General features: G+C 73.1%; 30 protein-coding genes and 1 pseudogene. 14 read left to right on the plus strand and 17 right to left on the minus strand.

Annotated elements, in window-relative coordinates; genetic code table 11:
• Positions 1-75: 75 nt before the first annotated feature.
• Together QSK00_RS04935 and QSK00_RS04940 are read right to left on the minus strand one after the other, a co-directional pair.
• Positions 76-1,086: an MDR family NADP-dependent oxidoreductase gene (locus tag QSK00_RS04935; protein WP_285588181.1), complete on the minus strand. Its 1,011-nt coding sequence runs from the start codon at positions 1,084-1,086 to the stop codon at positions 76-78.
• Position 1,087: 1 nt separating this feature from the next.
• Complete coding sequence (locus QSK00_RS04940; protein WP_285588183.1) at positions 1,088-1,996, minus strand: NADP-dependent oxidoreductase; 909 nt, start codon at positions 1,994-1,996, stop codon at positions 1,088-1,090.
• A gap of 69 nt (positions 1,997-2,065) precedes the next feature.
• On the opposite strand from QSK00_RS04940, the gene QSK00_RS04945 reads away from it, so the two are divergent.
• Entirely contained in the window at positions 2,066-2,740 is a 675-nt protein-coding gene (locus QSK00_RS04945) for a TetR/AcrR family transcriptional regulator (protein WP_285588185.1), read from the plus strand.
• Here the strand turns inward: QSK00_RS04945 and QSK00_RS04950 are convergent.
• A complete protein-coding gene (locus QSK00_RS04950) occupies positions 2,724-3,071 on the minus strand; it encodes an antibiotic biosynthesis monooxygenase family protein (RefSeq protein WP_285588188.1) in 348 nt (115 codons plus the stop codon). The genes QSK00_RS04945 and QSK00_RS04950 overlap by 17 nt on opposite strands.
• Before the next feature lie 64 nt (positions 3,072-3,135).
• Here QSK00_RS04950 and QSK00_RS04955 point away from each other — a divergent pair, with 64 nt between their 5' ends.
• From QSK00_RS04955 to QSK00_RS30390, 5 genes are read left to right on the plus strand one after another with little or no spacing between them, the layout of a single operon-like run.
• On the plus strand, positions 3,136-3,870 hold the full coding sequence (locus tag QSK00_RS04955) for a TetR/AcrR family transcriptional regulator (protein WP_285588189.1): 735 nt from the start codon (positions 3,136-3,138) through the stop codon (positions 3,868-3,870).
• Positions 3,871-3,901: 31 nt separating this feature from the next.
• Complete coding sequence (locus QSK00_RS04960) at positions 3,902-4,522, plus strand: VOC family protein (protein WP_285588190.1); 621 nt, start codon at positions 3,902-3,904, stop codon at positions 4,520-4,522.
• The gene (locus QSK00_RS04965; protein ID WP_285588191.1) at positions 4,519-4,761 is read left to right on the plus strand and encodes a hypothetical protein; all 243 of its coding nucleotides are present in this window, start codon (positions 4,519-4,521) and stop codon (positions 4,759-4,761) included. The genes QSK00_RS04960 and QSK00_RS04965 overlap by 4 nt, the downstream gene beginning before the upstream one ends.
• Complete coding sequence (locus tag QSK00_RS04970) at positions 4,758-6,008, plus strand: alpha/beta fold hydrolase (protein ID WP_285588193.1); 1,251 nt, start codon at positions 4,758-4,760, stop codon at positions 6,006-6,008. Before QSK00_RS04965 ends, QSK00_RS04970 begins: the two co-directional genes overlap by 4 nt.
• 16 nt (positions 6,009-6,024) lie before the next feature.
• Complete coding sequence (locus QSK00_RS30390; RefSeq protein WP_352231088.1) at positions 6,025-6,627, plus strand: DUF779 domain-containing protein; 603 nt, start codon at positions 6,025-6,027, stop codon at positions 6,625-6,627.
• Here QSK00_RS30390 and QSK00_RS04975 read toward each other — a convergent pair.
• The 5 genes and pseudogenes from QSK00_RS04975 to QSK00_RS04995 form a co-directional block, all read right to left on the minus strand.
• Positions 6,521-7,042, minus strand: a pseudogene (locus tag QSK00_RS04975) (DUF3558 domain-containing protein); the annotation flags it as partial. The gene QSK00_RS30390 and the pseudogene QSK00_RS04975 overlap by 107 nt on opposite strands.
• On the minus strand, positions 7,026-7,484 hold the full coding sequence (locus QSK00_RS04980; protein WP_285588196.1) for a hypothetical protein: 459 nt from the start codon (positions 7,482-7,484) through the stop codon (positions 7,026-7,028). The pseudogene QSK00_RS04975 and the gene QSK00_RS04980, both read right to left, overlap by 17 nt.
• Positions 7,485-7,680: 196 nt before the next feature.
• On the minus strand, positions 7,681-7,944 hold the full coding sequence (locus tag QSK00_RS04985; protein ID WP_285588197.1) for a hypothetical protein: 264 nt from the start codon (positions 7,942-7,944) through the stop codon (positions 7,681-7,683).
• 51 nt (positions 7,945-7,995) lie between these two features.
• Positions 7,996-8,172, minus strand: a complete 177-nt coding sequence (locus QSK00_RS04990) for a hypothetical protein (protein WP_285588201.1) — start codon at positions 8,170-8,172, stop codon at positions 7,996-7,998.
• Positions 8,173-8,190: 18 nt separating this feature from the next.
• On the minus strand, positions 8,191-8,610 hold the full coding sequence (locus QSK00_RS04995; protein WP_285588203.1) for a hypothetical protein: 420 nt from the start codon (positions 8,608-8,610) through the stop codon (positions 8,191-8,193).
• A gap of 247 nt (positions 8,611-8,857) precedes the next feature.
• On the opposite strand from QSK00_RS04995, the gene QSK00_RS05000 reads away from it, so the two are divergent.
• Positions 8,858-9,154 carry a hypothetical protein gene (locus QSK00_RS05000; RefSeq protein ID WP_285588205.1) on the plus strand — a complete coding sequence of 99 codons (297 nt, stop codon included), beginning with the start codon at positions 8,858-8,860 and terminating at the stop codon, positions 9,152-9,154.
• A gap of 4 nt (positions 9,155-9,158) precedes the next feature.
• Here QSK00_RS05000 and QSK00_RS05005 read toward each other — a convergent pair whose 3' ends face one another.
• Positions 9,159-9,605 (minus strand): Rieske 2Fe-2S domain-containing protein, encoded by a 447-nt coding sequence (locus QSK00_RS05005; protein ID WP_285588207.1) that lies wholly within the window; start codon positions 9,603-9,605, stop codon positions 9,159-9,161.
• A gap of 50 nt (positions 9,606-9,655) precedes the next feature.
• Positions 9,656-11,047, minus strand: coding sequence for an alpha/beta hydrolase (locus tag QSK00_RS05010; RefSeq protein ID WP_285588209.1), 1,392 nt, complete (start codon positions 11,045-11,047; stop codon positions 9,656-9,658).
• 135 nt (positions 11,048-11,182) lie between these two features.
• Between QSK00_RS05010 and QSK00_RS05015 the strand changes: the two genes are divergently transcribed.
• Entirely contained in the window at positions 11,183-11,851 is a 669-nt protein-coding gene (locus tag QSK00_RS05015) for a YveK family protein (protein ID WP_285588211.1), read from the plus strand.
• Positions 11,852-11,860: 9 nt separating this feature from the next.
• Here QSK00_RS05015 and QSK00_RS05020 read toward each other — a convergent pair whose 3' ends face one another.
• Complete coding sequence (locus QSK00_RS05020; protein ID WP_285588212.1) at positions 11,861-12,670, minus strand: SMP-30/gluconolactonase/LRE family protein; 810 nt, start codon at positions 12,668-12,670, stop codon at positions 11,861-11,863.
• A 28-nt stretch (positions 12,671-12,698) separates the two neighbouring features.
• Complete coding sequence (locus tag QSK00_RS05025) at positions 12,699-13,031, minus strand: MmcQ/YjbR family DNA-binding protein (RefSeq protein ID WP_285588214.1); 333 nt, start codon at positions 13,029-13,031, stop codon at positions 12,699-12,701.
• Positions 13,032-13,145: 114 nt separating this feature from the next.
• On the opposite strand from QSK00_RS05025, the gene QSK00_RS05030 reads away from it, so the two are divergent.
• Positions 13,146-13,526: a hypothetical protein gene (locus QSK00_RS05030; protein WP_285588216.1), complete on the plus strand. Its 381-nt coding sequence runs from the start codon at positions 13,146-13,148 to the stop codon at positions 13,524-13,526.
• Positions 13,527-13,550: 24 nt separating this feature from the next.
• Here QSK00_RS05030 and QSK00_RS05035 read toward each other — a convergent pair whose 3' ends face one another.
• The 3 genes from QSK00_RS05035 to QSK00_RS05045 form a co-directional block, all read right to left on the minus strand.
• On the minus strand, positions 13,551-14,363 hold the full coding sequence (locus tag QSK00_RS05035; RefSeq protein ID WP_285588218.1) for an ABC transporter permease: 813 nt from the start codon (positions 14,361-14,363) through the stop codon (positions 13,551-13,553).
• Positions 14,360-15,316 carry an ATP-binding cassette domain-containing protein gene (locus QSK00_RS05040; RefSeq protein WP_285588219.1) on the minus strand — a complete coding sequence of 319 codons (957 nt, stop codon included), beginning with the start codon at positions 15,314-15,316 and terminating at the stop codon, positions 14,360-14,362. The genes QSK00_RS05035 and QSK00_RS05040 overlap by 4 nt, the downstream gene beginning before the upstream one ends.
• Before the next feature lie 63 nt (positions 15,317-15,379).
• On the minus strand, positions 15,380-15,985 hold the full coding sequence (locus QSK00_RS05045; RefSeq protein ID WP_285588221.1) for a TetR/AcrR family transcriptional regulator: 606 nt from the start codon (positions 15,983-15,985) through the stop codon (positions 15,380-15,382).
• Between the two features lie 106 nt (positions 15,986-16,091).
• Here QSK00_RS05045 and QSK00_RS05050 point away from each other — a divergent pair, with 106 nt between their 5' ends.
• From QSK00_RS05050 to QSK00_RS05065, 4 genes are all read left to right on the plus strand, one after another.
• On the plus strand, positions 16,092-16,505 hold the full coding sequence (locus tag QSK00_RS05050; RefSeq protein ID WP_285588223.1) for a nuclear transport factor 2 family protein: 414 nt from the start codon (positions 16,092-16,094) through the stop codon (positions 16,503-16,505).
• A 37-nt stretch (positions 16,506-16,542) separates the two neighbouring features.
• A complete protein-coding gene (locus tag QSK00_RS05055; RefSeq protein WP_285588225.1) occupies positions 16,543-18,222 on the plus strand; it encodes a cation:proton antiporter in 1,680 nt (559 codons plus the stop codon).
• Between the two features lie 122 nt (positions 18,223-18,344).
• A complete protein-coding gene (locus QSK00_RS05060; RefSeq protein ID WP_285588227.1) occupies positions 18,345-20,240 on the plus strand; it encodes a DHA2 family efflux MFS transporter permease subunit in 1,896 nt (631 codons plus the stop codon).
• On the plus strand, positions 20,237-20,851 hold the full coding sequence (locus QSK00_RS05065; RefSeq protein ID WP_285588229.1) for a TetR/AcrR family transcriptional regulator: 615 nt from the start codon (positions 20,237-20,239) through the stop codon (positions 20,849-20,851). The genes QSK00_RS05060 and QSK00_RS05065 overlap by 4 nt, the downstream gene beginning before the upstream one ends.
• 9 nt (positions 20,852-20,860) lie before the next feature.
• Here the strand turns inward: QSK00_RS05065 and QSK00_RS05070 are convergent, their stop codons facing one another.
• Positions 20,861-21,853: an AraC family transcriptional regulator gene (locus tag QSK00_RS05070; RefSeq protein ID WP_285588233.1), complete on the minus strand. Its 993-nt coding sequence runs from the start codon at positions 21,851-21,853 to the stop codon at positions 20,861-20,863.
• Between the two features lie 144 nt (positions 21,854-21,997).
• Here QSK00_RS05070 and QSK00_RS05075 point away from each other — a divergent pair, with 144 nt between their 5' ends.
• On the plus strand, positions 21,998-23,077 hold the full coding sequence (locus tag QSK00_RS05075; protein ID WP_285588235.1) for an alcohol dehydrogenase catalytic domain-containing protein: 1,080 nt from the start codon (positions 21,998-22,000) through the stop codon (positions 23,075-23,077).
• 4 nt (positions 23,078-23,081) lie between these two features.
• Here the strand turns inward: QSK00_RS05075 and QSK00_RS05080 are convergent, their stop codons facing one another.
• Positions 23,082-23,399, minus strand: a complete 318-nt coding sequence (locus tag QSK00_RS05080) for a hypothetical protein (RefSeq protein WP_285588237.1) — start codon at positions 23,397-23,399, stop codon at positions 23,082-23,084.
• Between the last annotated feature and the right edge of the window lie 30 nt (positions 23,400-23,429).

The following is a 23,429-nucleotide window of genomic DNA, read 5'->3' on the forward strand; positions in this document are numbered from 1 at the left end:
TGTCGATGTTCTTGCCGACAATTGACGTCGGTATTCCCGCCGCTTTCCGAGACGATGGGCAATGGTGACGGCGGGTCAGTTCACGCGCACCGACACGTGACCCCGATATCGCCCGGCGAGCAGGTCGACCAGGGCCTGCGGGGCGGCGTCGAGCCCGCCGTCGACGACGGTGTGCGTGAAGACCAGGCCCTCGCCGAGCCACCGGGCGAAGAGGTCCGGCCACTCCCCGAGGACGTGCGGGGCGTGGGCGAGGGCGAAGCCCTGCAGGCGGATCCCGTGCAGCAGCACGCGCTGGGTGTCCAGCCGCGGCCACGGCGTACCGGCCTGCTGGGCCGCGAGAGCTCCGCCGATCGCGATCCGGGCGTGCGGAGCCGACGCGGCGACGGCCGCCTCGAGCTGGGTGCCGCCGACCAGGTCCAGCGCGGCGGTCACCCCCTCGGGAGCCGCGTCGCGCAGGGCGGAGGCGAACCCGGCGTCGTGATAGTCCACGGCGACGTCGAAGCCGAGCTCGCTTACGAGCCACCGGCACTTCTCCGCCGACCCGGCCGTACCGACGACCCGCGCGGCCCCCAGCCGCCGGGCGATCTGCCCGGCGAGCGAGCCGACGCCGCCGGCCGCGCCGGTCACGACGACGACGTCGCCGTCACCGACCGCGGCGACGTCGCGCACGCCGTGGAGCGCGGTCGCGCCGTTGCCGGTGGCCAGGTGGTACTCGGGTGAGGGCAGCAGGGCCGGGTCGAGGACCTTCACGGACGAGGCGTCGACCTCGGCGTACCCGGCCCACGGCCCGTGGAAGGCGACCAGCGCGCCGACCGGCACCGACCCGGCGTCGGGAAGAACCACCGTGCCGAGCACGGGGCCGTTCACCGGCTCGTCGAGGGCGAGCGGCGGGAACGGCAGGTCGGCGTCGGCGTCCATGCGCTCGCGCAGGACGGCGGCGAGCCCGAGATGCTCGACGCGCACGAGCAGCCGTCCGGGCGCCGGGGGAGCGACCGGGACGTCGACGACGCGGAAGGCGTCCGGTCGTACGGCACCGTCCGGTCGCGCGACGAGGTGGATCGCGCGGGTCCGATCGGGGAGCGCCACGTCAGACCACCAGGGCGAGGCGGCCCCGGACGCGTCCGGTCTCGCTCCAGCGGTGGGCGTCGGCGATCGCGTCGAGCGGGAAGGTGCGCTCGACCGGGAGCCAGAAGCGGCCGGCGTCGATCAGCTCGCCGATCGTCGACATGGCGTGGAAGGCGTTGCCGTCGGCGAACCCGTTGCTGAAGTGCACGCCGTGCGTGGTGGCGCCGTCCATGTCGGCCACGGTGAGGACCCGGTCGGCGCCGCCCGTCAGCTCGATGAGCTCACCGAGGACCCCGCTGCCGGCAATGTCGACCGCCACGTCGGCGCCGTCGGGGGAGACGGCTCGCACCCGGTCGACGAGGCCGTCGCCGTAGACGACCGGCTCGGCGCCGAGCAGGCGCAGGTAGTGCTGGTTGGCCGCGCTCGCCGTGCCGATCACGCGGGCCCCGCGGGCGTTCGCCAGCTGCACCGCCACGCTGCCGATCCCGCCGGAGGCGCCGCTGAGCAGCACCGTCGTGCCGGCGCCGACCTCGAGCTGGTCGAGTACCCGCGTGGCCGTCTCGAGCGCGACCGGCAGACCCGCGGCGTCGACGAACCCGAGCGAGCGGGGGATCGGGGCGCGGTAGGTGATGAGCGCGTACTCGGCGGCGCCGGCGTGGTCGTCGGAGATGCCGAACACGCGGTCGCCGACCGCGACGTCGGTGACGCCCTCGCCGAGCTCGTCGACGACGCCGGCGACCTCGGCGCCCGTCGTCGAGGGCAGTGGTGCGCCGAAGTTCAGCGTGCCGGCGCGCAGCTTCGGGTCGGAGGCGCTCACCCCGACGGCGCGGACCGCGATGCGCACCTGGCCGGGCCCCGGGTGCGGGTCGGGCAGGTCGACGATCTCGAGGACCTCGGGCCCTCCGTACTGCTCGAACCGTGCTGCTCTCATGGCCGCCCCTTCCCTCGATCAGGAACTTACCACTGGTAAGTCGAGGTAGGCGCACGATAACCTGCGGTCGTGACCAAGGACGTCCTGTGGCTGCGCGACCAGCCGGCGGCCAGTGCACGGCGGGCCGAGCCGTTGAGCGTGGAGCGGATCGTCACCGCAGCGGTCGCCGAGCTCGACGAGCACGGGGCCGAGCGGCTGACGATGCGCCGGCTCGCGCAGCGCCTGGACGTCACCTCGACGGCGCTCTACTGGCACGTCCGCACCAAGGAGGACGTGCTCGACCTCGCCGTCGACCACGTCCTGGGCGAGGTGCCCGTCCCCTCCGGCGGGGAGCCGCGGGCCGCGGCGCGCGCCCTGCTCGTCGACTGGCGGTCGGCGATGCTGCGCCACCCATGGTCGTCGGCGCTGCTCGGGCGCCCGCTCCTCGGGCCGAACGTGCTCGCGCGGATCGAGTTCCTGCAGGCGACGCTGGTGCGCGCAGGTCTGTCGGGCGTCGACCTGCAGGTCGCGACGAAGCTGCTCTCCAACGTCGTCATCGGGACGGCGATGAACGACTCGTCCTGGCGACGCCTCGACGACCCCGCCGTGATGGTGCAGGTGCGCCAGTTCATCGCTGGTCGGGCCGACCTCTACCCCACCCTCGGTTCGTCCGGCTTCCTCGACGAGGGGTCCTCCGACGACGAGCTCTTCGAGCGCGGCCTGGACCGGGTGCTCGACGCCGTGGGGCTCAGCTCCCCGGCGTGAACGACACGGTCGGGCGGTAGAGGCCGGGGTACTGGTCGGGGCGCGGCGCGGTCGGGTCGGTGCCGAAGCGGGTCGCCGCCTCGCGCATCGCCGGGTTCGTGGAGGCGTCCCGCCAGGCCTGCTCGCTGTCCCAGCGCGCGATGTTGACCAGCTGGAACCGGGCCTCGTCGTTCACCGCCTCGTGGAGCTGGGCGCCCCGGAAGCCCGGCGCCGCGGCCATGATCGCCGCCAGCTGCTGCCAGCCGGCCTTGAAGGTCTCCACGTCGTCGCGGTCGATCTCGAAGATGTTGATGAACGTGACGCCCGCGTCCTGACCCGTGTTCTGTGCCATTGACCAATGGTAAGTCGCGCGGCGGCCGATCCGCCAGCGTGCGTGCTCCGTAAGGTCGCGGGTCATGAGCCTGCCCGAGCCCTCCCCGGACGAGACCCCGGTGCGGCGGCCTCGTCGGGAACTCGTGGAGGCGCAGATCTACGAGCAGGCGACCCGGCTGTTCGCCGAGCGCGGCTTCGCGGGCACGAGCCTGCAGGACATCGCGGACGCCATGGGGATGACCCGGCCGTCGCTGTACTACTACGTCAAGAACAAGGACCAGCTGCTCGCGCGGCTCGTCACCGAGATCACCGAGGCGCCGGCCGCGGCGACCGAGGAGATCGCCGACCGCGACCTCGACGCGGTGACCAAGCTGCGCGAGCTGGTCCGGCTGATCGCGGGCCAGCAGGCCCGGCACGCGGCGCGGTTCCAGCTCGTGATCCGGTCGGAGTCGGAGCTGCCCGACGACCTCGCCGGCGCCCACCAGGCGGCGAAGCGACGCGTGCTGGACGGGTTCGTCCGCGTCGTGGACGAGGGGATCCGCAGCGGTGAGTTCCGGCCGCGCCCGGTGCGGACGACGGCGCTCGCGCTGATCGGCATGTGCAACTGGGTCGCGTGGTGGTTCCGGCCGGGGGGTGTGCAGTCGCCCGAGGAGGTCGGGGAGCAGATGGCGGAGATGGCCGTCGCGATGGTGGCCCAGGCTCCCGACCGGCTCCCCGAGACCCCGCGTCCCGACGATCCCGCCGCGGCGCTGAGCCTGCTCCGGCAGGACCTGGACTACCTCGAACGCATCATCACGACGTCGCCGTCGAAAGATTGACGCGAGCGTAGACGACTCCTAGTCTGGGGTCATGGCACTGGAGCACAAGGTCCGCGGTGTCGACCACGCGGCGTTCCCGACGTTCGATCCCGCTGGGACCGTCCGCTTCTACCGCGACGTCCTCGGCTTCCCGGTGGTGCACTCGATCTGCGCCGCGGGCTGGGGTCCGGAGAACCACCCCGACTTCATCCACTTCTTCTTCGACATCGGCAACGACGACCGGATCGCGTTCTTCTACTACTTCGGCCTGGAGCCCCAGCACGCGCACGAGCGCGGCGACGTGTACGCCGGGTTCGGGCCGGAGGTGCCGGAGTTCTTCGTGCGGTCGCGTCACCTCGCGATCCACGTCGACGACGAGGCCGACCTGCTGGAGTACCGGCGCCGGCTCGACGACTCGACGTGGCCGGTCGAGATGCAGATCCAGCACGAGACGATCGAGTCGATCTACACGCACGACCCCAACGGCTACATGGTCGAGTTCACCCGCGCGATGCGTCCGGTGACGCCGCAGGAGGACCTCGACGCGAACCTGACGATCGATGCCTTGATCGACGTGGTCACCGCGCCGGACCCGTCGTTCGGCAAGCTCCTCGCCCGCAAGGCCGAGCTGATCGTCGAGCGCGCCGCGGACTGGGAGGCGGCGCAGGTATGACCGCGCTCTACGTCCTCGACGTCCCGGAGAACACGACGGTCGCGAAGGTGGCGGCCGAGGCCGGCGCGACCGTCGGCAAGATCGGCCCGTACTTCGAGATCACCGCCGACGGGCCGATCGTGATCGACCGCCGGGCCACCGGCTGCCGACACGCGGTCTGGTACAGCTGCGTCGCGGGCGTGGCCGGCGGGCAGATCGTGCAGCACGACAAGAACGCCCTGCAGGTCGACCCGGCATGAGCGCGCCCACGCGCCTCGGCGCGGGTCGCTACATCGCGGCCGACGAGCGCCCCGGGGCCACGACCACGAGCGTCCACGAGTTGACGACGGCGGACGGCGCCTCCGTCCGCGGCGTGCTCGCCACCGTCCCGGGCGCGCGGACCGTGGTCTGCCTGATGCACCCCCGGCAGGACGTGACCCACCACCCGCTCGTGCCGCCCTTGCTGCACGCGGGCGCGGCGGTGTGGACCCAGCACACGCGGTCGGTGAACAACGACCTGACGCTGGTGCACGAGCAGGCGCTGCTCGACGTCGCGGCCGGTCTGGCGTTCCTGCGCGACCGTGGTTTCGAGTCGGTCGTGACCCTCGGGCACTCGGGCGGCGGCACGCTGTTCGCGTTCTACGCGGAGCAGGCCGGCCTGGCTGGTCCCGATCGGATCGCGACGACGCCGGGTGGACGCCCGACGAAGCTCGGTGAGGCTCTGCTGCCCCCGGTCGACGCCGCCGTCTTCCTGGCGCCGCATCCCGGTCAGGGGCGGTTGCTGCTCGGCTGCATCGACCCGTCGGTCGCCGACGAGACCGACCCATTCGCCGCGGTGTCGGACCTGGACCCGTTCGACCCGCGCAACGGCTTCGCCGAGCCGCCGACCAGCTCGTCGTACGCGCCCGAGTTCCTCGAGCGGTACCGGGCGGCGCAACGCGACCGGGTCGCCCGCATCGACGCGCGGGCCCACGCGGCGCTCGCCCGGGCGGCCGAGGCGCGCGCCGTGCACAAGCGCACGGGTGCACCCGCCGACCGTCGTCGCGCGCTGGCACCGGAGATCATCACGGTGTTCCGCACCGACGCCGATCCGCGGTGCGTCGACCTGTCGCTCGACCCCAGCGACCGGCCGTACGGGTCGCTGTTCGGGTCACGGCCGGACCTCATCAACTACGGGCAGATCGGGTTCTGCCGCCTGACGACGCCAGAGGCGTGGCTGTCGACCTGGTCGGGGCTGTCGTCGAACGCCGACTTCGTCCGCTGCGCGCCGGGCGTCCGGGTGCCGACGCTGTTCGTCGAGCTCAGCGGCGACCAGGCCGCCTTCCCGGCCGACTCGCAGCGCATGGTGTCCGCGCTCGGGGCGTCCGACCTCACGCACGCCAGCGTGCGCGGCACCCACTTCGGCGGCGCGATCGCTGCGGGGGAGCCGACGGGGAACGAGCTCGCGGGTCGTCAGATCGTCGACTGGCTGTCGGCCCGGCACGAGCTGGCGCCGCCAGGGGAGTGAGCTGCATGCTCACGGGATGAGCCGGCCCCTGTGTCAGATCCACGCGACGCCCGCGGCCGTCGAGGCGCTCGAGCGCCTGCGCCGTGAGCACGGCGGGATCGTGCTGCACATCGCGGGCGGGGCCGAGGAGGCCGGCACACCGCAGGCCTTCGCCGTCGGCGAGCTGCGGGTCGGCTCACGGGACGTGCTGCTCGGCTCGGTGCAGGGCGTCGAGATCTACGAGCAGGCCAGCCAGCCGCACGCGCACTTCCGCGCCGGCTGGGGTTCTGCTCGACGTCGTGCCCGGCCGCGCGCCCGGGTTCTCCGTCCCGCCGGGGGACGGGATGCGGTTCTCGCTCCGCGACTCCCGGCCTGCCTGACGGCGGGCTGTTCGGGTCGGGTGGTGGCGCGAGGCGGCCCAAGATCTCGTTCTGCGGAGCGAAGTGGTCGCTCAGCGAACGCTTCGCCCCGCCCGATGGGATCTTGGCCCGAGAAGGTCAGGACTGCGGCGGCAGCTTCCGGATCACCTGCGCCGCAGCGGTCTCGGCGCGCTCGCACGGGTCGGGGTCGCCGGGCTTCAAGGTCCCGAGGCCGGTCCAGTCCGCCCGCAGAGCCTGCTTCGGGCCCAGTCCCACCGTGACGATGCAGTTGTTGTCCTCGGGCTTGGTCATCTCCCGCACGGCGGGGTAGCTGGCCACGACGACCGGTTGGAAGATAGTGAGGGCACGGGCACGATAAGTATCTGCCAGCAGGTCCCGGTTCTGATCCACGGACAAGGCGAGAATGTCTCCTCGCTTCGAGTTCCATCGACATTCGCTGTCGCCCAAGTAGGTTCGTCGATTGCCTTCCTCGACGATTGCGAGCTGGCCGAGTTCGCTAAGGGTGAGTTGGCGGCACGGATCGTCGAATATGCTGCTCACGTCCAGCGGACGCTCGACCACTGGTGCTCCAAAGCGTTCAGGTAAGGATGGGGGCGGTGCCGGCCCGGTTGGTGCGCTACATCCAGCCAAACCCAGAAGCACGGCCAGGAAGAGCGCGCTAGAGCAGACGCCCACGGTTCTCCTGTTCGGCCGCTTGATAGCTAGCCAGTTCTGCTTCCAGCGCGCCGATGAGCTGTCCGAGTCGCGCGATGCCTCCGTTGACCGCCTCGACCAGAGATCCGGAACCTCCAGCCGCGATGGCCCCAAGAACGCTTGCGGCGTCCCGGCTGACCTCGTCCTGTGTTCCGGGATCGATCTGCCTCAAGCGCAGAGCATCCATCCGCACCTGCTGCAGTTCGTCGCGAGCGGCGTACAGCTCGCGGAGCACCCCGGGTGCGGCTTCGAGGTCGACCGTGAACGCGTCGGCAGCCGGGGTGACCGGCATGGCCTCGCGAGGGACGACCTGCCCGGTGGTGAGGACGGTCGGGTCGGATGCCTGCAGCGGGCGCGCGGGCAGCCACGGGGGCGGACCCTGGGGAGGCTGGGTGTACAGCCCCGGCGGCACCGGCTCGGTCACGACAGCTCACGGTAGTGGCCCGAATCCGTCGTCAGGAGCTGTTCGGGAGAATTCGCCCGACGTCCAGTCGCCGCGCGCCGAACCCTGGGAAGAATTACTAGGTACGGGACGGAGATCCGTTCGCACACTCTGTGCGCACCACGGGTCCGATCCGGTGATGCCGAGGTCGTGCGGGGACGCCTCGAACGACTCGACGTCATGGGGGCGTACGAAGCATGGCTGCCTGGAACCCGGTCCGTACCCGGACCGCGATGGGCTTGAGCGCCCTGGTGCTCGCCGCGGCGACGACGGCGGGCCTCCCGCTGGTCGCGATGGGCGAGACGTGCACCGCAACCGACGGGCGGGCGGTCTGCACCGCGGGCGACGGCACACAGGCCGACGCCTCCGGCACCGGCGCCACCGGGCCGTCGGCGGGGTCGAGCCGGACGACGTCCGGCAGCGCCGCCTCCGGGTCGGCCACCGACTCCGGGACGACCCGCGGGGCGGGATCCTCGGGCGCGGGGGCCGCGACCTACACGCCGGCCACCGGGACCACCCCGACCCAGGCATCCGCGTCCGCGGCGGCCGCCGCGAGCAGCGGAGGCGGCCCGGCGACGGCGCCGCTGCCCGCGGCGACCGCGGCGACCTCGACGGCCCCCGGCACGGCCACCGGACGTGGCACCACGAGCAACACCAGCGCCACAGCCACGGCGAACCCCGACCCCTCCTACGTCTCCCCGGGCGCGGGCGCAGGCGCGGGCGCGAGCTCAAGCAATGATTCGGAGCAATTCGGCGGGGCGGGCGCCGGCGCCGCCGGCACGCAGAACGACGGCAGCCCGAGCACCGCGAGCGCCAGCGGTGGCGGGTTCGACGACGACCCCGAGCCCCCCGCGACCGCGTCGACCACGTCGTCGGGCGGGCCGGCCGCGGCGAGCGCGTCCGGGCGCAGCAGCGCGACCTCGACGACCGGCAGCCCGACCGGGGCGGCCGCGAGTTCGGGGGCGAAGGACTCGACGGCTACTGCGGACGCGCCGGGGGACGGGGCGCAGGCGTCGTCGACCGCCGTGGACGCCTCGAAGGCCATCTCTACCGCTTCGGGTTCCTCGTCGAAGGCCTCCTCGGCGGCGTCGACCAACTCGACCGCCACGTCCGAGGCGAAGGGTGCGAATTCGACGGCGGGGTCGGCGGCGTCGGACGACAGCACGGCGAAGGCGACGGCGGCCGGGGACAACTCGACGGCGCGGGCGTCGGCGACCGATCACGACAAGTCGGTGGCCTACGCAGGGAAGAACGCGACGGCCACCGCTTCAAGCGCCCAGAACGGGAAGCCGGCTTCGGTCACCTGCGGTGGCGGTCCCGCCTACGCAGCGAACCGGAACGGCCACACGTTCTGTGTGAGCGGGAAGTACTACTCGTTCACCTACGCGCCGAACAAGATCGACCTGACGCTCGACCTTCCGACCGCCCCGCCGAAGAAGACCTCGTCGTCGTCCTCCGCGGCGCAGAAGGCCTCGAACAGCACCGGGTCGTCGAGCACGGGGTCCTCCAACAAGGGGTCCTCGAGCACGGGGTCCTCGAGCAAGGACGCGTCGTCGGGCAGCAAGAGTTCGTCGTCGGGCACGAGCTCGTCGTCGGGCAAGAACTCGGGCAGTGGCTCGACGAAGCTGGTGACGCTGACCAAGAAGAACTGACCGCCTACGTCACGACGACGGACTGCCCCTGGATCTGCACCGCGATCGCCGGCAGGGGCCGGTCCGCCGGTCCCTGCTCCACGGCCCCTGTCGCGGCGTCGAACACCGACCCGTGACAGGGGCAGGCCAGCGTCGCCCCGGCGGGGGAGACGCTGCAGCCCTGGTGGGTGCAGATCGCGCTGTGTGCGATCACCGTGGCGGCGTTCGGCCGGACCAGGGCGACCGGCGCGCCGTTCGGGCTGTTCACGACCACGGTGCCGCCGACGGGCACCTGGTCCAGCGTGGCCAGCGGTCCGGGCGCCGGCACCGAGGGCGTGGTCTGGGGACCACCGCACGCGGAGACGACCCCGAGGCCCACGAGTGCCGCCCCGCCGGCGAGGCAGCCCTGCAGCAGCGGGCGACGCCCGAGCCCCGGGGCGGGGGGCTCGCCGGGTCCGTCCGTTCGGCTCATGCGCGCACCGTAGGACGACCGGGGTACGACGGCAGTGGGACCGACGGCCGTCACACGGCCGCTCCGGCCGTGGCGGGCAGACCCAGCCGCCCGGCCAGCCACGGCAGCGCCGTCACGAAGGCCGCGTGCGCGAACTGCCAGGTGTGCTTCCCCGGGCTGACGTGCACGGTGCAGCTGATGCCCCGGGCGGACGCCTCGGCGCACAGGGTCCGCGCCTCGCTCGCCTGCTGGCCCTGCATGCTCGCGGGCGCCGGGTCCTTGCGGCCGCCCAGGCCGGCGCGTGGATCGGCGGTGGTGGTCGAGGGTGTGGTCCCGGCCCGGCGGGGTGTCGTGGTCGCCGGGTTGTCGGCGAACCAGCCGGCCGAGTCCGGGTACGGCGCGTGGTGCGCGAGCACCGTGGCCGGGTCGAAGGCGGCCTCGGCGGCGGCGTTCCCGCCGTAGAGCTCGGCCAGCGTCTGGGCCGGGTCGCCCGCGTTCGGCGCGAGGTCGCCCTGGATGTCCTCGAAGGTGCCGAAGGCCTGCGGCGCGGTGACGCCGAGGTCGACCGCGCACGTCCCGCCCGTCGACCACCCGACCACACCCCACCGGCCGGGCGCGGCGCCCGCGCCGAAGTGGGTGACCACGTAGGGCCGTAGTTCGTCGACGAGGTGGGTCGCCGCGTCGCCGCGCGGTCCGTTCACGCACTCGGTGTCGTTGCGGAACGAGCCGGTCGAGTCCGCGAAGACGAGAATGGGCGCCAGGCCGCCGTGGGCGCGGGCGTAGGTGTCGGCGGCGTCGACCGCCTTGCCGGTGCGGATCCAGTCGGTCGGGCTGGTGAACTCGCCGCCGATCATCATCAGCGCCGGCAGCGCCGGCGTGCCCGGGGCGAACCACGCCGGCGGCAGGTAGACGTACTCGGTCCGGTGCGTGAAGTGGCTGATGTCGTCGGGACTGGTGATGGGCACGACGACGCCGGCGGTGCGGCTGGTGCCGCGCATCCCGGAGAGTGCCGTGGGATCGACCTGGTCGGGCAGCGGGCCGGCGCTGAGCTGGCTCCACGCCTCCGCGACGGTCGGGAAGTAGCCGACCCACTCGTTGGCCTGCAGCCCCACGCAGAGCACGGCGAGGACGGCGGTGACCACCGCGAGGGCGCGCCGGGACCATCCGTGCCGGACCCCGCTGACGACCAGCAGCACGAGGGCGGCCGCGCCGACGCCGGTCCACACCCACAGCCCGGGCGGCGGCGGGTCGGTCGCGAGGTCCTGGTCCCGCAGCGACCACCACGCCCACCCCACGGCGGCAGCCGCCGCGACGAGGGCGAGCACCACCACGACGGCCACGCGCGCCGGTCGCGCGCGGCGGAGCAACCAGGCGGCGAGGACCAGCAGCAGCACGGCCGCGACGAGCTGGGCGGTGAGCGGGAGCCAGCCCTCGAGGAGCGACACGCCGGCGTGACGGGACATGGCCGTCACCGTCGTGTGCGCGGCTGAGAGGAGCCTGGTGCGGGCCCCGGACCTGTGACCTTCTTCAGCGGATCCACAGCTCGTGACGCCCCTCGACTCACGGAACGAACACGAACGGCGCGGAGACTCGTGCGCATGGGCAACGAAGGGCGGATCCGGCGCAGTGTGCGCGGGGCGCGGTGGGTCGTGGTGGTCGGGATCGTGGTGGGCGCCGCGGTGGGTCTGCTCGCCGACCTGCATCTCGACCACACGCCGGTGAGCTCGACCTCGCAGCTGCTGGTCTCCGACGGTGCGCTCGGTCAGTCGTCGGCGGACGCCGCGTCGACCGAGGACCAGTACGTCTCGGCGCGCATGGCCACCTACGCGCAGCTGGCCACGGACGACACGGTGCTCGCCCCGGTCGCCGCGCAGCTCGGTACGACGGTCCCGGCGCTGCAGCAGGTCGTCCGCGCGACCCCGGTCGACGGCACGACGGTGCTCTCGCTCGCGGTCCGTGCCGCGACCCCGGCCGAGGCGACCGCCGACGACGCGGCGGTCACGGGCGCCGTCGCCGCCGCGATCACCTCGGCCGAGACGTTCGGTTCGAACCCCTCTCTGGTGGCGGTGACCGTGGCGTCGCCGCCCAGCACCCCGGACCCGATCTCCGTGCCGCCGCTCGGTCTCGTCACGGTGGCGGGCGCGCTCGCCGGAGGACTGATGGTGCTGCTCGGCGCGGTGCTGTGGGGGAGTGGTCTGATCCAGCGCCTCGGCCGGCGGGTCGACGACGCCGTGTTCGCGGATCCGGCGCAGACCATCCGGTCCTGAGGCCCGTCGTCACACCCGCGGCACGTCGTCCAGGTCCACGACGAAGACGCGCGACGACCGCCGGGCGACGACCTCCGCGGCCTTCTCGATGCCCTCCCACTCGTTGCAGAGCAGGAACAGTTTCCCGCCGCCCACGGCGCAGGCGAAGCAGGGCATCGGGGTCTCGATGCGGTGCGTGACCGTCCCGCCGTCGAGTACCCGGACCACGGCCCCGGCGGGCGCCGACGGGTCGCCGCTGTGGGCGAAGGTGTCGGCGGTCTGGGACCAGATCCCACCTTCCGCGTCGATGGCGATGCCGTCCGGGCCGAGTCCCTCCGCCCACACCCGTCGGCCGCCGAGCGACCCGTCGTCGTGCAGGTCGAAGGCCGTCAGACACCCGCCGACGGACTCGGCGATCACCAACGTCGAGCCGTCGGGCGTCACGACCATCCCGTTGGGGAAGCGGATGTCATCGGCGACGCGACGGGACGTGCCGTCGGGGGAGACGAGGTCGATCCAGCCGGGCTCGGTGAAGGAGAAGCCGCCGTCGATCCCGTCGACGAGGACGTGCCCGCGCGGGTCGACCACCACCTCGTTGGCGCCGGCGTCGCGCAGGACCGTCGCGCCCACACGGACCGCGTCGCCGGTGGTGACGAGCTGCCCGTCGGGGAGCCAGTCGAACGCCCACCCCATCTGCGCCGGCCCGGAGGCGACCACCTCGGCCGTCCCGTCGAGCCCGACCGCGATCACCTCACCGACGCCCCAGTGGGCGAACCACAGCCGACCGTCGTGCCAGCGCGCGCCCTCCACCATGGCCAGGCCGTCGAGCAGCGTCTCCATGGCGGAAAACTAACACGATGGTCCTGTTTCAGGACTGGATGCGGTAGGAATCCTGCAACAGCTCGGCGAGCTCGTCCCAGTCGCTGTGGTCGTCGATCAGCAGGCCGATGACGTTGGAGCCCCACGAGACCGTGAAGTAGGGCGGACCCATGTGGTGGAACGCCGCGACCTCGTCGGGCTCCCCGCGGAAGGTGACGCGGAACAGGCCGTCCTCGCCGCCGAAGACGTGCGCGACCGTCGCGGCGCGCACCTTCCACCGGGTGCCGACCCACGCGGGCTCCTGTCGCACGTCCGGCCAGGCGGCCAGGACGCGGTCGATCCGCTCGACGAACTCCCCGGGAACGTCCGGCCGCTCACCCACGCCGACACCCTGGCACGACCCCCCGACAACCAACGCCGTTGCGCCGGTCGCCACCTCGGGCGGCCTGCTCTCGGCGGAGTTCCACATCCTCGCCCGACGGATAGCGTCCAACCCATGACCGTCGCCACCGCCGTCGCGGACCTCAATGCCGGCGAACGCCTCAAGACCTGTGGCGAGCGATTGGCGGTGGCGGTGATCGACCGCCTCGCCGGGATCGCGGCCGACAAGGTGGACGACCTCTCCGACCAGGTCGAGAAGATGGCCTCGGGCGGTGGCCTGAAGCTCGGGGCGATCTTCGGGGCGGGCAATGCGCTGATGGCGGGGAAGAACCCGGTGGTCGGCGCGATGAAGGGCGCGTGGGGCGCGCTCGGCACCGGCCCGAAGATCGCGATCATCGTCGGGCTCGTCCTGCTCGGCGTCCTGAGCCCGGTGGCCCTCCTGCTGCTGCTCGTCGGTCTGCTGGTCGCCGCGATCGTCAGCGCCGTGAAGAACTAGCCGTGAAGAACTAGCGGTCAGGAACTAGCGGCTCGCGGCCCGGCGGTACTGCGCGCTCGCGAGCGGGGCGAACACCGCGACGACCGCCACCGCCCAGATCAGGGTGTACAGCTGCGGGTGCTGCAGCGACCACGCCTGCGAGACCGTCGCGGTCGGGTTCGGGTCGGGGTTGCCGAACAGCTCCCGCGCCGCCTGCGTCACCGCCGAGACCGGGTTCCACTCCGCGAACACCCGCAGCGGCCCGGGCAGCGTGTCGAGCGGGACGAAGGTGTTCGCGACGAACGTCAGCGGGAAGATCACGATGAACGAGGCGTTGTTGATGACCTCGGGGCTCGGGATGAGCAGGCCCAGCCAGGCCATGATCCACGAGACGGCGTAGGCGAAGATCAGCAGCAGGACGAAGCCCCACAGTGCTTCGAGCGGTCCGGTGTGGATCCGCCAGCCCACGAGCAGACCCGTGATCGACATGACGATCAGCACCAGCACGTTGTTCACGACGTCGGAGAGCGTCCGCCCCGTCAGCACCGCCGACGGCGCCATCGGCAGGGACCGGAACCGGTCGATGATGCCTTTCTTGACGTCGTCCGCCAGGCCCGCTCCGGTGTTGGTGGCCCCGAAGACGACGGTCTGGGCGAAGATCCCCGCGATGAGGAACTCGCGGTAGGCCGCCCCACCCCCGGTCGGATCGATCGCGCCGCCGAAGACGTAGGCGAACAGCAGCACGAACATGATCGGCGAGAGCGTGGTGAAGACCAGCAGGTCGGGCACCCGCTTGATCTTGATGAGGTTGCGCTTGGCGACGACGGCCGCGTCGTTCACCACGTCGAGCGTGCTCACGCGCCGTCCTCCCCGGAGGTGGTCGAGCCGGTCAGGGTGAGGAAGACGTCGTCGAGCGTGGGGCGGCGGACCCCGGCGTCGTCGACGTCGAGACCCTCGGCCTCGAGCAGGTCCAGCGCCTGCCGCAACGCCTTCACCCCGCCGGCCACGGGCATCGTCAGGGACCGCCGGTGCTCGTCGGTGACCGCCGGCGCGACCCCGAGCGGGGTGACGAGCCGCCGTGCCTCGTCGAGCCGCCCGGCGTCGGAGACGGTCAGTTCGAGGCGCTCGCCCCCGATCTGGGCCTTGAGCTGGTCGGCCGTCCCGCGGGCGATGGCCCGGCCGTGGTCGATGACGACGATGTCGTCGGCCAGCACGTCGGCCTCCTCCAGGTACTGGGTGGTGAGCAGGAGCGTGGTGCCGCCCGCGACGAGCTGCTGGATCACGCCCCACATCTCGGTGCGACTGCGCGGGTCGAGCCCGGTGGTCGGCTCGTCGAGGAACAGCACCGGGGGAGCGGCCACCAGCGCCCCCGCGAGGTCGAGACGCCGGCGCATGCCGCCGGAGTAGGTCCGGGCCGGACGGTCCCCGGCGTCGGAGAGGCTGAACTGGGCGAGCAGCTCCCGCGCCCGCTCCCGGCTGCGGCGCCGCCCGAGGTGGTAGAGCCGCCCGATCATGTCGAGGTTCTCGAACCCCGTGAGGTACTCGTCGACCGCCGCGTACTGCCCCGACAGCCCGAGCCGCCGCCGGACCTCGCGCGGCCGGACGAGCACGTCGACCCCGTCGATCGTCGCCCGCCCCGCGTCGGGCTGCAGCAGCGTGGTGAGGATGCGGACGATGGTCGTCTTCCCCGCGCCGTTGGGTCCGAGCAGCCCGAGCACGGTTCCACGCGGAACCTGCAGATCGACACCGTCGAGTGCGGTGAGATCGCCGTAGCGCTTGACCAGCCCGGCGACCTCGATCGCCACGTCCATGCCACTCCCTGATGTCCGGATCGTCCCGAGCGTATCGACGGGGTCCGACACCGTCGCTCGCATTCAGGCCCGGGCCGTCGCGCGCACCGCCGCCTCGACCGCCACGGCGAGGGTGTCCAGATCGGCGTCGTCGTACCGCTCCCGCACGACGAGGACGCGGAACAGGAGCGGCGCGATCAGCAGATCCACGGCGAGGTCGACGTCGACGGCGTCGGGGAGCTCGCCGCGCGCGACCGCGGCCCGCACCACCGTCTCCCCGGCCACCCTGCGGGGGACGGCCACGTCCGTCCGCAGCACCTCCGCCAGCGCCGGCGTGTGCGCGAGCTCGGCGAAGAGCGTCGGGCCGATCGCGGCGACCATCGGGGCGGCGACCTGGTCGCGCAGCGTGCCGAGCAGCTCGCGCAGGTCGCTCGCGAGGGCGCCCGTGGACGGGACCGGGGGCAGCGTGTCCGCGACCGACTGTCGGACGAGGTCGACGAGCATCGCCTCCTTGGACGGCCAGCGCCGATAGAGGGCCGCCTTGCCGACCCCGGCCCGCCGCGCCACCGCGTCCATCGACAGCCGGGCGTAGCCCGCGTCCGCCAGCTCCGCGAACGCCGCCCCGACGATCGCGTCGGTGACGCTCGGTCGCAGCGCCGCTCCGCCGGTCACCGTCCGGGTCTCCGCCATGGCTCCACCATACCGGAACGATACGGTTGCGTTCCACTGAGAGGTGCCTTACCGTCGATCTCGAACGGAACGAGGCCGTCTCGTTTCGGATTGTGAGGAGGATGCCGTGACCACGGCGACGAGCACCCGCGCCCGGCTTCTGACCGAGAGCCTCGACGCCTTCCACCGCGCCGACGTCGACACCTTCATGGCGATGTACGCCGACGACGCCGTGCACGAGTTCCCCTTCGCCCCGGAGGGGATGCCGAGGAAGGTCGAGGGGCGGGCAGCCATCGAGACCTGGATGCGCCAGGTGCCGGACATCCTCACGCTCGACGGCGGGATGCACGACCTGCGGATCCACGAGGGAGCGGACACCCTCACGGCCGAGTGGTCGTCGACGGGCCACTTCGCCGACGGCAGCCCGGCGGCGGTCTCCTACGTCGCCGTGGTGACCTTCGACGGCGACCTCGTCGTGCGGTACCGCGACTACATCAACCCCCTGGACCTGCAGCCGGCGACGTTCCCGCCCCGGGGCTGAGCCCTCCGGCGCGTCCGGCGCCTGCGAGGCTGCCCGCGTGACGGAACTGCTCGTCGTGCTGGTGACCGGGTTCGTCGTGATCGCCGCGGCGGCCGTCGTCGGTCCGCGGCTGGGGGTGGCCGCCCCGCTCGTGCTCGTGGTGGTCGGGGTGGGCGCGAGCTTCCTGCCGCTGTTCGCGGGCGTGGAGATCGAGCCGGAGTGGATCCTCGAGGGCGTCCTGCCGCCACTGCTCTACTCGTCCGCGGTGTCGATGCCGGCGATGAACTTCCGCCGGGAGTTCGGGGCCATCAGCGGACTGTCGGTGGTGCTCGTCGTCGCCAGCTCGCTGGTCCTGGGCCTCTTCTTCTCCCTGGTGATCCCCGGCCTCGGATTCGCGTGGGGCGCCGCGCTCGGCGCGATCGTCAGCCCCACCGACGCGGTCGCCACCTCGATCATCCGCCGGACGCCGACCTCCCGGCGGGTCGTCGCGATGCTCGAGGGCGAGAGCCTGCTCAACGACGCCACGGCGCTGGTCATCCTGCGGACGGCGATCGTCGCGACGGCCGCGGCCTTCTCCTTCTGGGGCGCGCTGGGGACGTTCGCGTACTCCGTCGCCGTCGCGGTGGTGATCGGCGTCCTCGTCGGGCGCCTCGCCCTCGCGGTCCGTCGCCGGGTGGCCGACCCGACCGTCACCACGGTCATCTCGTTCGCCGTCCCCTTCCTCGCGTCGGTCCCTGCCGAGCTCCTCGAGGCCTCGGGCCTGGTCGCCGCCGTGCTCGCGGGCCTCGTCACCGGCATCCGCGCCCCCCGCGACCTGTCGGTGCAGAACCGTCTGTCGGACACCCAGAACTGGCGCACCGTCGAGCTGGTCCTCGAGGGCGCGGTCTTCCTGACGATGGGTCTGCAGGTGCGGTCGATCGTCGAGTCCGTCGAGCGGGACCACGCGGGTGTCGGGACGGCGGTCCTCGTCGCCGTGGTGGCGCTCGTCCTGACGGTGCTCGTGCGCGCGGCCTACGTCGCCCCGCTGCTGAAGGTCCTCGCGCTCCGGTCCCGGCGCAGCGGGCAGCTGCGCGACCGCATGCAGGAGATGCGGGGCCGGATCGACACCCCCGAGGGCCGGCAGGAGGCCTTCGCCGAGGTCAATCGGCGCCGACGGAGCCCGTCACGGCGCCAGCTCGACCGGTTCGCCACCCGCGTGACCCAGGTCGTCGCCGACATCGACTACTTCCTGCGCCAGCCGCTGGGCTGGCGGGAGGGCACGACCGTGGTGTGGGCCGGGATGCGGGGCGCGGTGACCGTCGCCGCGGCGCAGACCCTGCCCGAGGGCACCCCGCAGCGCTCGGTGCTCGTGCTCGTCGCCTTCACGGTCGCCACGCTGTCGTTGCTGGTCCAGGGCGGGACGATCGGCCCGCTGCTGGGCCTCCTCGCGCCCCCGCCCGACCCGGACGCCGCGGAGGACGCCGCCGAGCAGCGCGAGGCCGACCGCACCCGGCTGCTCGCCCTCGTGCGTACGGCGGCCGAGGGCATCCCCGAACCCGTGCCGGCCGAGGGCGAACCCCGCGCCGACACCGTGCAGGCGCAGGTCCGGTGGCGGGTCGCGGTCCTCGAGGCGCAGCGCGCCGCCCTGCTCGACGCGCGCGACGACGGGACCTTCGACGCGGACGCCCTCGAGGAGGCCCTGGCCAACCTCGACGCCTCGCAGATCGCGATCGAACTCCGGGCGCGGCCCGCCGACTGAAACCGCTGCACGGTGTGCAGGACAGCACAGCACGCAAACTTGCACGCCGTGCACACATGCGTAGTGTGAAGGACGGCGCCGCGGGCAGGCCGTGGCGACTTCTCTCGCAAAGGCCGCACCCCATGACCACCGCCGCAGCGCCGCGCACCAGCCGGCGCGCCGTGCTCGTCCCGCTCTCGGGCCTGCTGATGGCCCTCTTCGTCGCGATCCTGAGCTCGACGATCGTGTCCAACGCCCTGCCGCGGATCCTCGGCGAGCTGGGCGGCACCCAGGCCCAGTACACGTGGGTGGTCACCGCATCACTGCTGGCCATGACCGCCTCCACCCCGATCTGGGGCAAGCTCGCGGACCTCTTCTCCAAGAAGCTGCTGGTCCAGCTCGCCATCGGCGTGTTCATCGTCGGCTCGATGCTCGCGGGCCTGTCGACGTCGACGCCGATGCTGATCGGCTTCCGCGTGCTGCAGGGCCTCGGGATGGGCGGTCTGACCGCCCTCGCGCAGGTCGTGATCGCCGCGATCATCCCGCCCCGCGAGCGCGGCCGGTACTCCGGCTACCTCGGCGCGATCATGGCGGTGGCCACCGTCGGCGGCCCGCTGATCGGCGGCGTCATCGTCGACACCATCGGCTGGCGCTGGTGCTTCTACGTCACCGTGCCGATCGCCGTGATCGCCCTCGTCGTCCTGCAGCGGACCCTCTCGGTGCCCACCGAGAAGCGTGAGGTGCACATCGACTACCTCGGCGCGCTCCTCGTCGCGGGCGGCGTCTCGGCACTGCTGATCTGGACCTCGCTGGGCGGCAAGAACTTCGCCTGGATCTCCTGGGCCTCGCTGGCGTGGCTCGCCGCCGGGATCGTGGCGCTGGTGCTCGCCGTCGCCGTCGAGAACCGCGCGCAGGAGCCGGTCGTCCCGCTCCAGCTCTTCCGCAACCGCACCGTCGCCCTCGCCACCGTCGCCGCGCTGTTCGTCGGCGTCGCGATGTTCGGCTCGTCGGTGTTCCTGTCGCAGTTCTTCCAGCTCGCCCGCGGCGCCTCGGCCACCGAGGCCGGGCTGCTGACGCTGCCGATGATCGCCGGCCTGTTCCTCGCCTCGACGATCGTCGGACAGCTCATCTCGCGCACCGGGAAGTGGAAGGCCTACCTCGTCGGCGGCGGTATCTCGCTGGTCGTCGGGCTGCTGATGCAGGGCCTGGTCATGGGCGCGGACACGCCGTACTGGGAGCTCGCCGTCGCGATGGTGCTGGTCGGCGTCGGGGTCGGGGCCACCCAGCAGAACCTCGTGCTCGCCGTCCAGAACCAGGTCGCCCTGCGCGACATGGGCGCGGCCAGCTCGACGGTCGCGTTCTTCCGGTCGCTCGGCGGTGCCGCCGGGGTCGCCGCGCTGGGCGCGCTGCTCTCCAGCCAGGTCTCCGCGGCGATCACCTCCGGCCTCACCGCGGTCGGCATCCCGGCCTCGGCGACCTCGTCGTCGAGCGGCCAGATCCCGAACGTCGCGACGCTGCCCGAGCCGATCCGGTCCGTCGTCGAGAACGCCTACGGCGACTCGGTCGCGCTGATGTTCCTGGTCGCGGCGCCGCTCGCCCTGGTCGCCCTGATCGCGATCCTGTTCCTCCGCGAGGTCCCGCTGCGGGAGACGATCGACATCGAGGCCACCGCGACCGCCGGGCCGACCTCCGCCGGGCCGACCTCCGCCGAGCCGACCGCCGCCGAACCGACCTCCCTCGTGACCGGGACCGTCCGCGACGGCGACCGCCCGGCCGCCGGCGCGGTGCTCACCCTGATCGACCGGACCGGCCGTCAGCTCGCCCGCGCCACCGCCGACGACGAGGGCCGCTACCGGCTCCCGGTCGACGCCGAGGTCGTGCCGCACCTGCTCATCGCGCAGCACCGCGGCACCCCGCACGTCGAGATGCTCGGCGGCACCGTCGGGAACCAGCGCCGCGACCTGCGCCTCGGCACCGGGACGACCGGACGGCACGCGCTCGACGCGAGCACGGAGGTCACGCCGGCGGTGACACGATGACCACCGTGGAGCTCGGTCGTCGGGAGCGGAAGAAGCTGGCCACGCGGGCAGCGCTGAGCGAGGCCGCCGTCGCGCTCTCGCTCGAGCACGGCGTCGAGCACGTGACGATCGAGCAGATCGCCGACGCCGCCGACGTCTCGCTGCGGACCTTCTTCAACTACTTCTCCAGCAAGGAGGAGGCCGTCGTCGCCGGGGACAGCGCCCGCGGTGACGTCCTCGTCGAGCTGGTCCGCGCGCGCCCCGCCGACGAGAGCGTGATGACGGCGCTGCGCACGGCGATGCTCGAGCACGTCGAGGACCTCGCCGGGGACGACCAGCTCGACGCGCTGCGGATGATGCGCCGCACGCCCTCGCTGCTGCCCCACCAGCTCGCGGCCTACGCCGACCGCGAACGCGCGCTCGCCGTCGTGATCGCGGAGCGGCTCGGAGACGACGTTCCCGACGACGGGTCGGTGGGGCTGCGTGCCGCGCTCGCGGCGGCCGTCGTCATGGCCGGCGTCCGGGTGGTCCTGCTGCGCTGGACCGACGGCGGGACCCGGGACCGGGACGTCCTGCGCGCCGACCTCGCGGAGATGTTCGACCAGCTCGCGGCGGGGCTGGACGACCGGTAGCGGATCGTCCTAGCGCCCCGGGCGGCGCAGGCGCTGCGGGGGCACCCCGAACCACCGGCGGCAGGCCCGGGAGAGCGTGCTCTGCTCGGTGTAGCCCAACATCGTCGCGATCCGGGGGAGCGGGCGCTCGGAGTAGCGGACGTACTGCTCGGCGAGGTCACGTCGCACCTCGTCGAGCACGACCTCGAAGGTGGTGGCCTCGTCGCGCAGCCGCCGCTGCAGCGTGCGGGGGTGCAGGCCGAGGTGCCGGGCGACGGTGCCGATCGTCGCCTGCCCGGTCGGCAGGAGCCGCTCGACCAGCCTGCGGACGTGGGTGTGCAGGTCGGCGCCGAGGGGGACGGCTGTCGTCTCCAGGTAGCGCTCGGCGAGCCGGCGGACCTCCGGGTCGTCGCCGTGCCGGGGACGGCCGAGCTGCGCCTGGTCGATGTCGAACCCGCAGACCTCGGCGTCGAACGAGACGGGGCAGTCGAAGAACGCGTGGTAGACGCCGGGCGCCGCGACGGCCGGGTGGGGGAGCAGCGCGCGGCGCGGGCGGAAGTCCTCGCCGAGCAGGATGCGGAAGAGGTCGAGGGACACCCCGAGGGAGAGTTCGAGGACCTGGACCCGCTCGGGCACCCGCGGCGCGACGATCGTGAACGTGTAGCGGGCCCGGCCGTCGTCGAGCGGCTGCAGGTCGACCTCGAAGGCGGTCGAGTAGAACTGCGTGTACCGGGTCAGCCCGACCATCGCGTCGGCGGCGGTCGGAGCGTGCCGCGCGATCATCGCGACCGCGCCGAGGATCTCGATGCCCTGGTAGCGGGCCAGGCGCAGCCCGAAGTCGGGGCAGCGGAGTTCCCGCGCCGCGTTCTCGACGAGGTGCGCGAGCGACCGGTAGGGGAGGTAGGCCTCCCGGTCGGCGGCCAGATCCGGGCGCAGACCGGCCTCGAGCATCAGCGGGGCCGGGTCGGCGCCGAGCTCGGCGACGAGGGCGTCGAAGCCCTGCAGGGAGGTCGAGCGGATCAACGCGTCCATTGTCGTGAAGAGTCAAAGACCTGTCGCCCAGGGTCAAGCCTGCGCGCGTCGGACCTGGTTCGCTCGGAAGGCCACGACGTCCTCGGGGAGGAGAGACGAGATGCCGAGGAGCGTCGGCCCCGTCGAGCTGACGACGTGGGCCCGCTGCGGGTCCACCCCCGCGGGGCGCTGATGCGCAGCGTCCTCGTGCAGGACGGCCGGGTCGGGGTCGTGGAGGTCGCCGACCCGGAGCCCGGTCCGGGGGAGGTCGTCGTCGACGTCCTCGCGTGCGGGGTGTGCGGGTCGGACCTGCACTGCGCCCGGCACGGCGCCGCCGTCAACGCGGCCACCCGCCACGCGCTCGGCGTCGAGCTGCTGGATATCGCGCGTCCGGTCAGCCTCGGGCACGAGTTCGTCGGGGCGATCTCGGAGTACGGCGCGAACACCCAGCAGACGCTGCCGGCGGGCACGCGCGTGGTGTCGATGGCCGCGCTCATGCGGGCGACCCGGGCGTGCGTCGGGTTCAGCGGACCCGAGGTCCCCGGCGGCTGCTCGGACCGCATGCTGCTCTCCGAGCCGCTGCTCATGCCGGTGCCCGACCACGTCGACACCGCCGTCGCGGCGCTCACCGCGCCGCTGGTCGCCGCGTCGCGGACCGTGGACGGGGCGGGACTCGGCCCGGACGACGTCGTGGCCGTCATCGGCTGCGGACCCGTCGGCCTCGCGGTCCTTGCCGTCCTGAGGAGCCGTGGCCGGCGTCGGATCGTCGCCGTCGACCTCTCGCCCGCGCGACGCGAGCTCGCCGGGCGGATGGGGGCCGACGTCGTCGTCGACCCGGCCCGGACGCTCGGGCCGCTCCCACTGCGACCGCCCGTCGCCTTCGCGTGCGGTGGCGCGCCGGGCAGTCAGCGGGCGGTGGCCGACGGGTCGGACACCCCGCGGACCGTCCTCGCGGGCCCGTGCCTGGACACCGACTCGCTCGGGGCGGAGGAGATCGACGTGCGGTTCGCGCCGATGTGCTCGCCGGACCGGTTCTTCGACGTCTTCGACGAGCTGTGCGCCGGGAGGCTCGACGTCGCCCCGATGATCTCGGACCACGTCTCGCTCGACGAGGTGCCCGGGGCCCTGACGCGCCTCGCGACCGACCCGTGCGACGCGAAGGTCCTCGTCGACCCGTCGCGGGCGGCACCCGCCGGAGTGGCCGAACCGGTCGACGTCGCGCGGGCGACGGTCTGACGGGTCAGGGCGCGGAGGTCGCCGTCCGCAGGCCCCCCGCGTCGAGGACGAGGTGGTCCTGCCCGTGTTCCCGGACGAGCAGCGCCTCCTCGATCTGCGCGAGGAGGGACTGCAGGCGGGCGGCCTCGTGGTCGTCGTCGGCCGGGGCGCCGAGGTGCTCGGTGAGGCTCGCGGCGTCGACGTGCAGCTGGACCGGCGGCTCGATCGGCTCGCCGTCGAGGGCGGCGAGGGCGAGCCCCGGGGTGCCGGCCGCGGCGTCGGTGAGGTCGGCGCGGAAGCCGAGCGCCGAGCGGAAGCGGTCGTAGCGTTCCTGTGGGTCCATGGGTACCTCCGGGTCTGCGAGCCACCGATG

The organism is Actinomycetospora sp. NBRC 106378, from assembly GCF_030269685.1.
In the GTDB taxonomy this organism is placed as follows: domain Bacteria; phylum Actinomycetota; class Actinomycetes; order Mycobacteriales; family Pseudonocardiaceae; genus Actinomycetospora.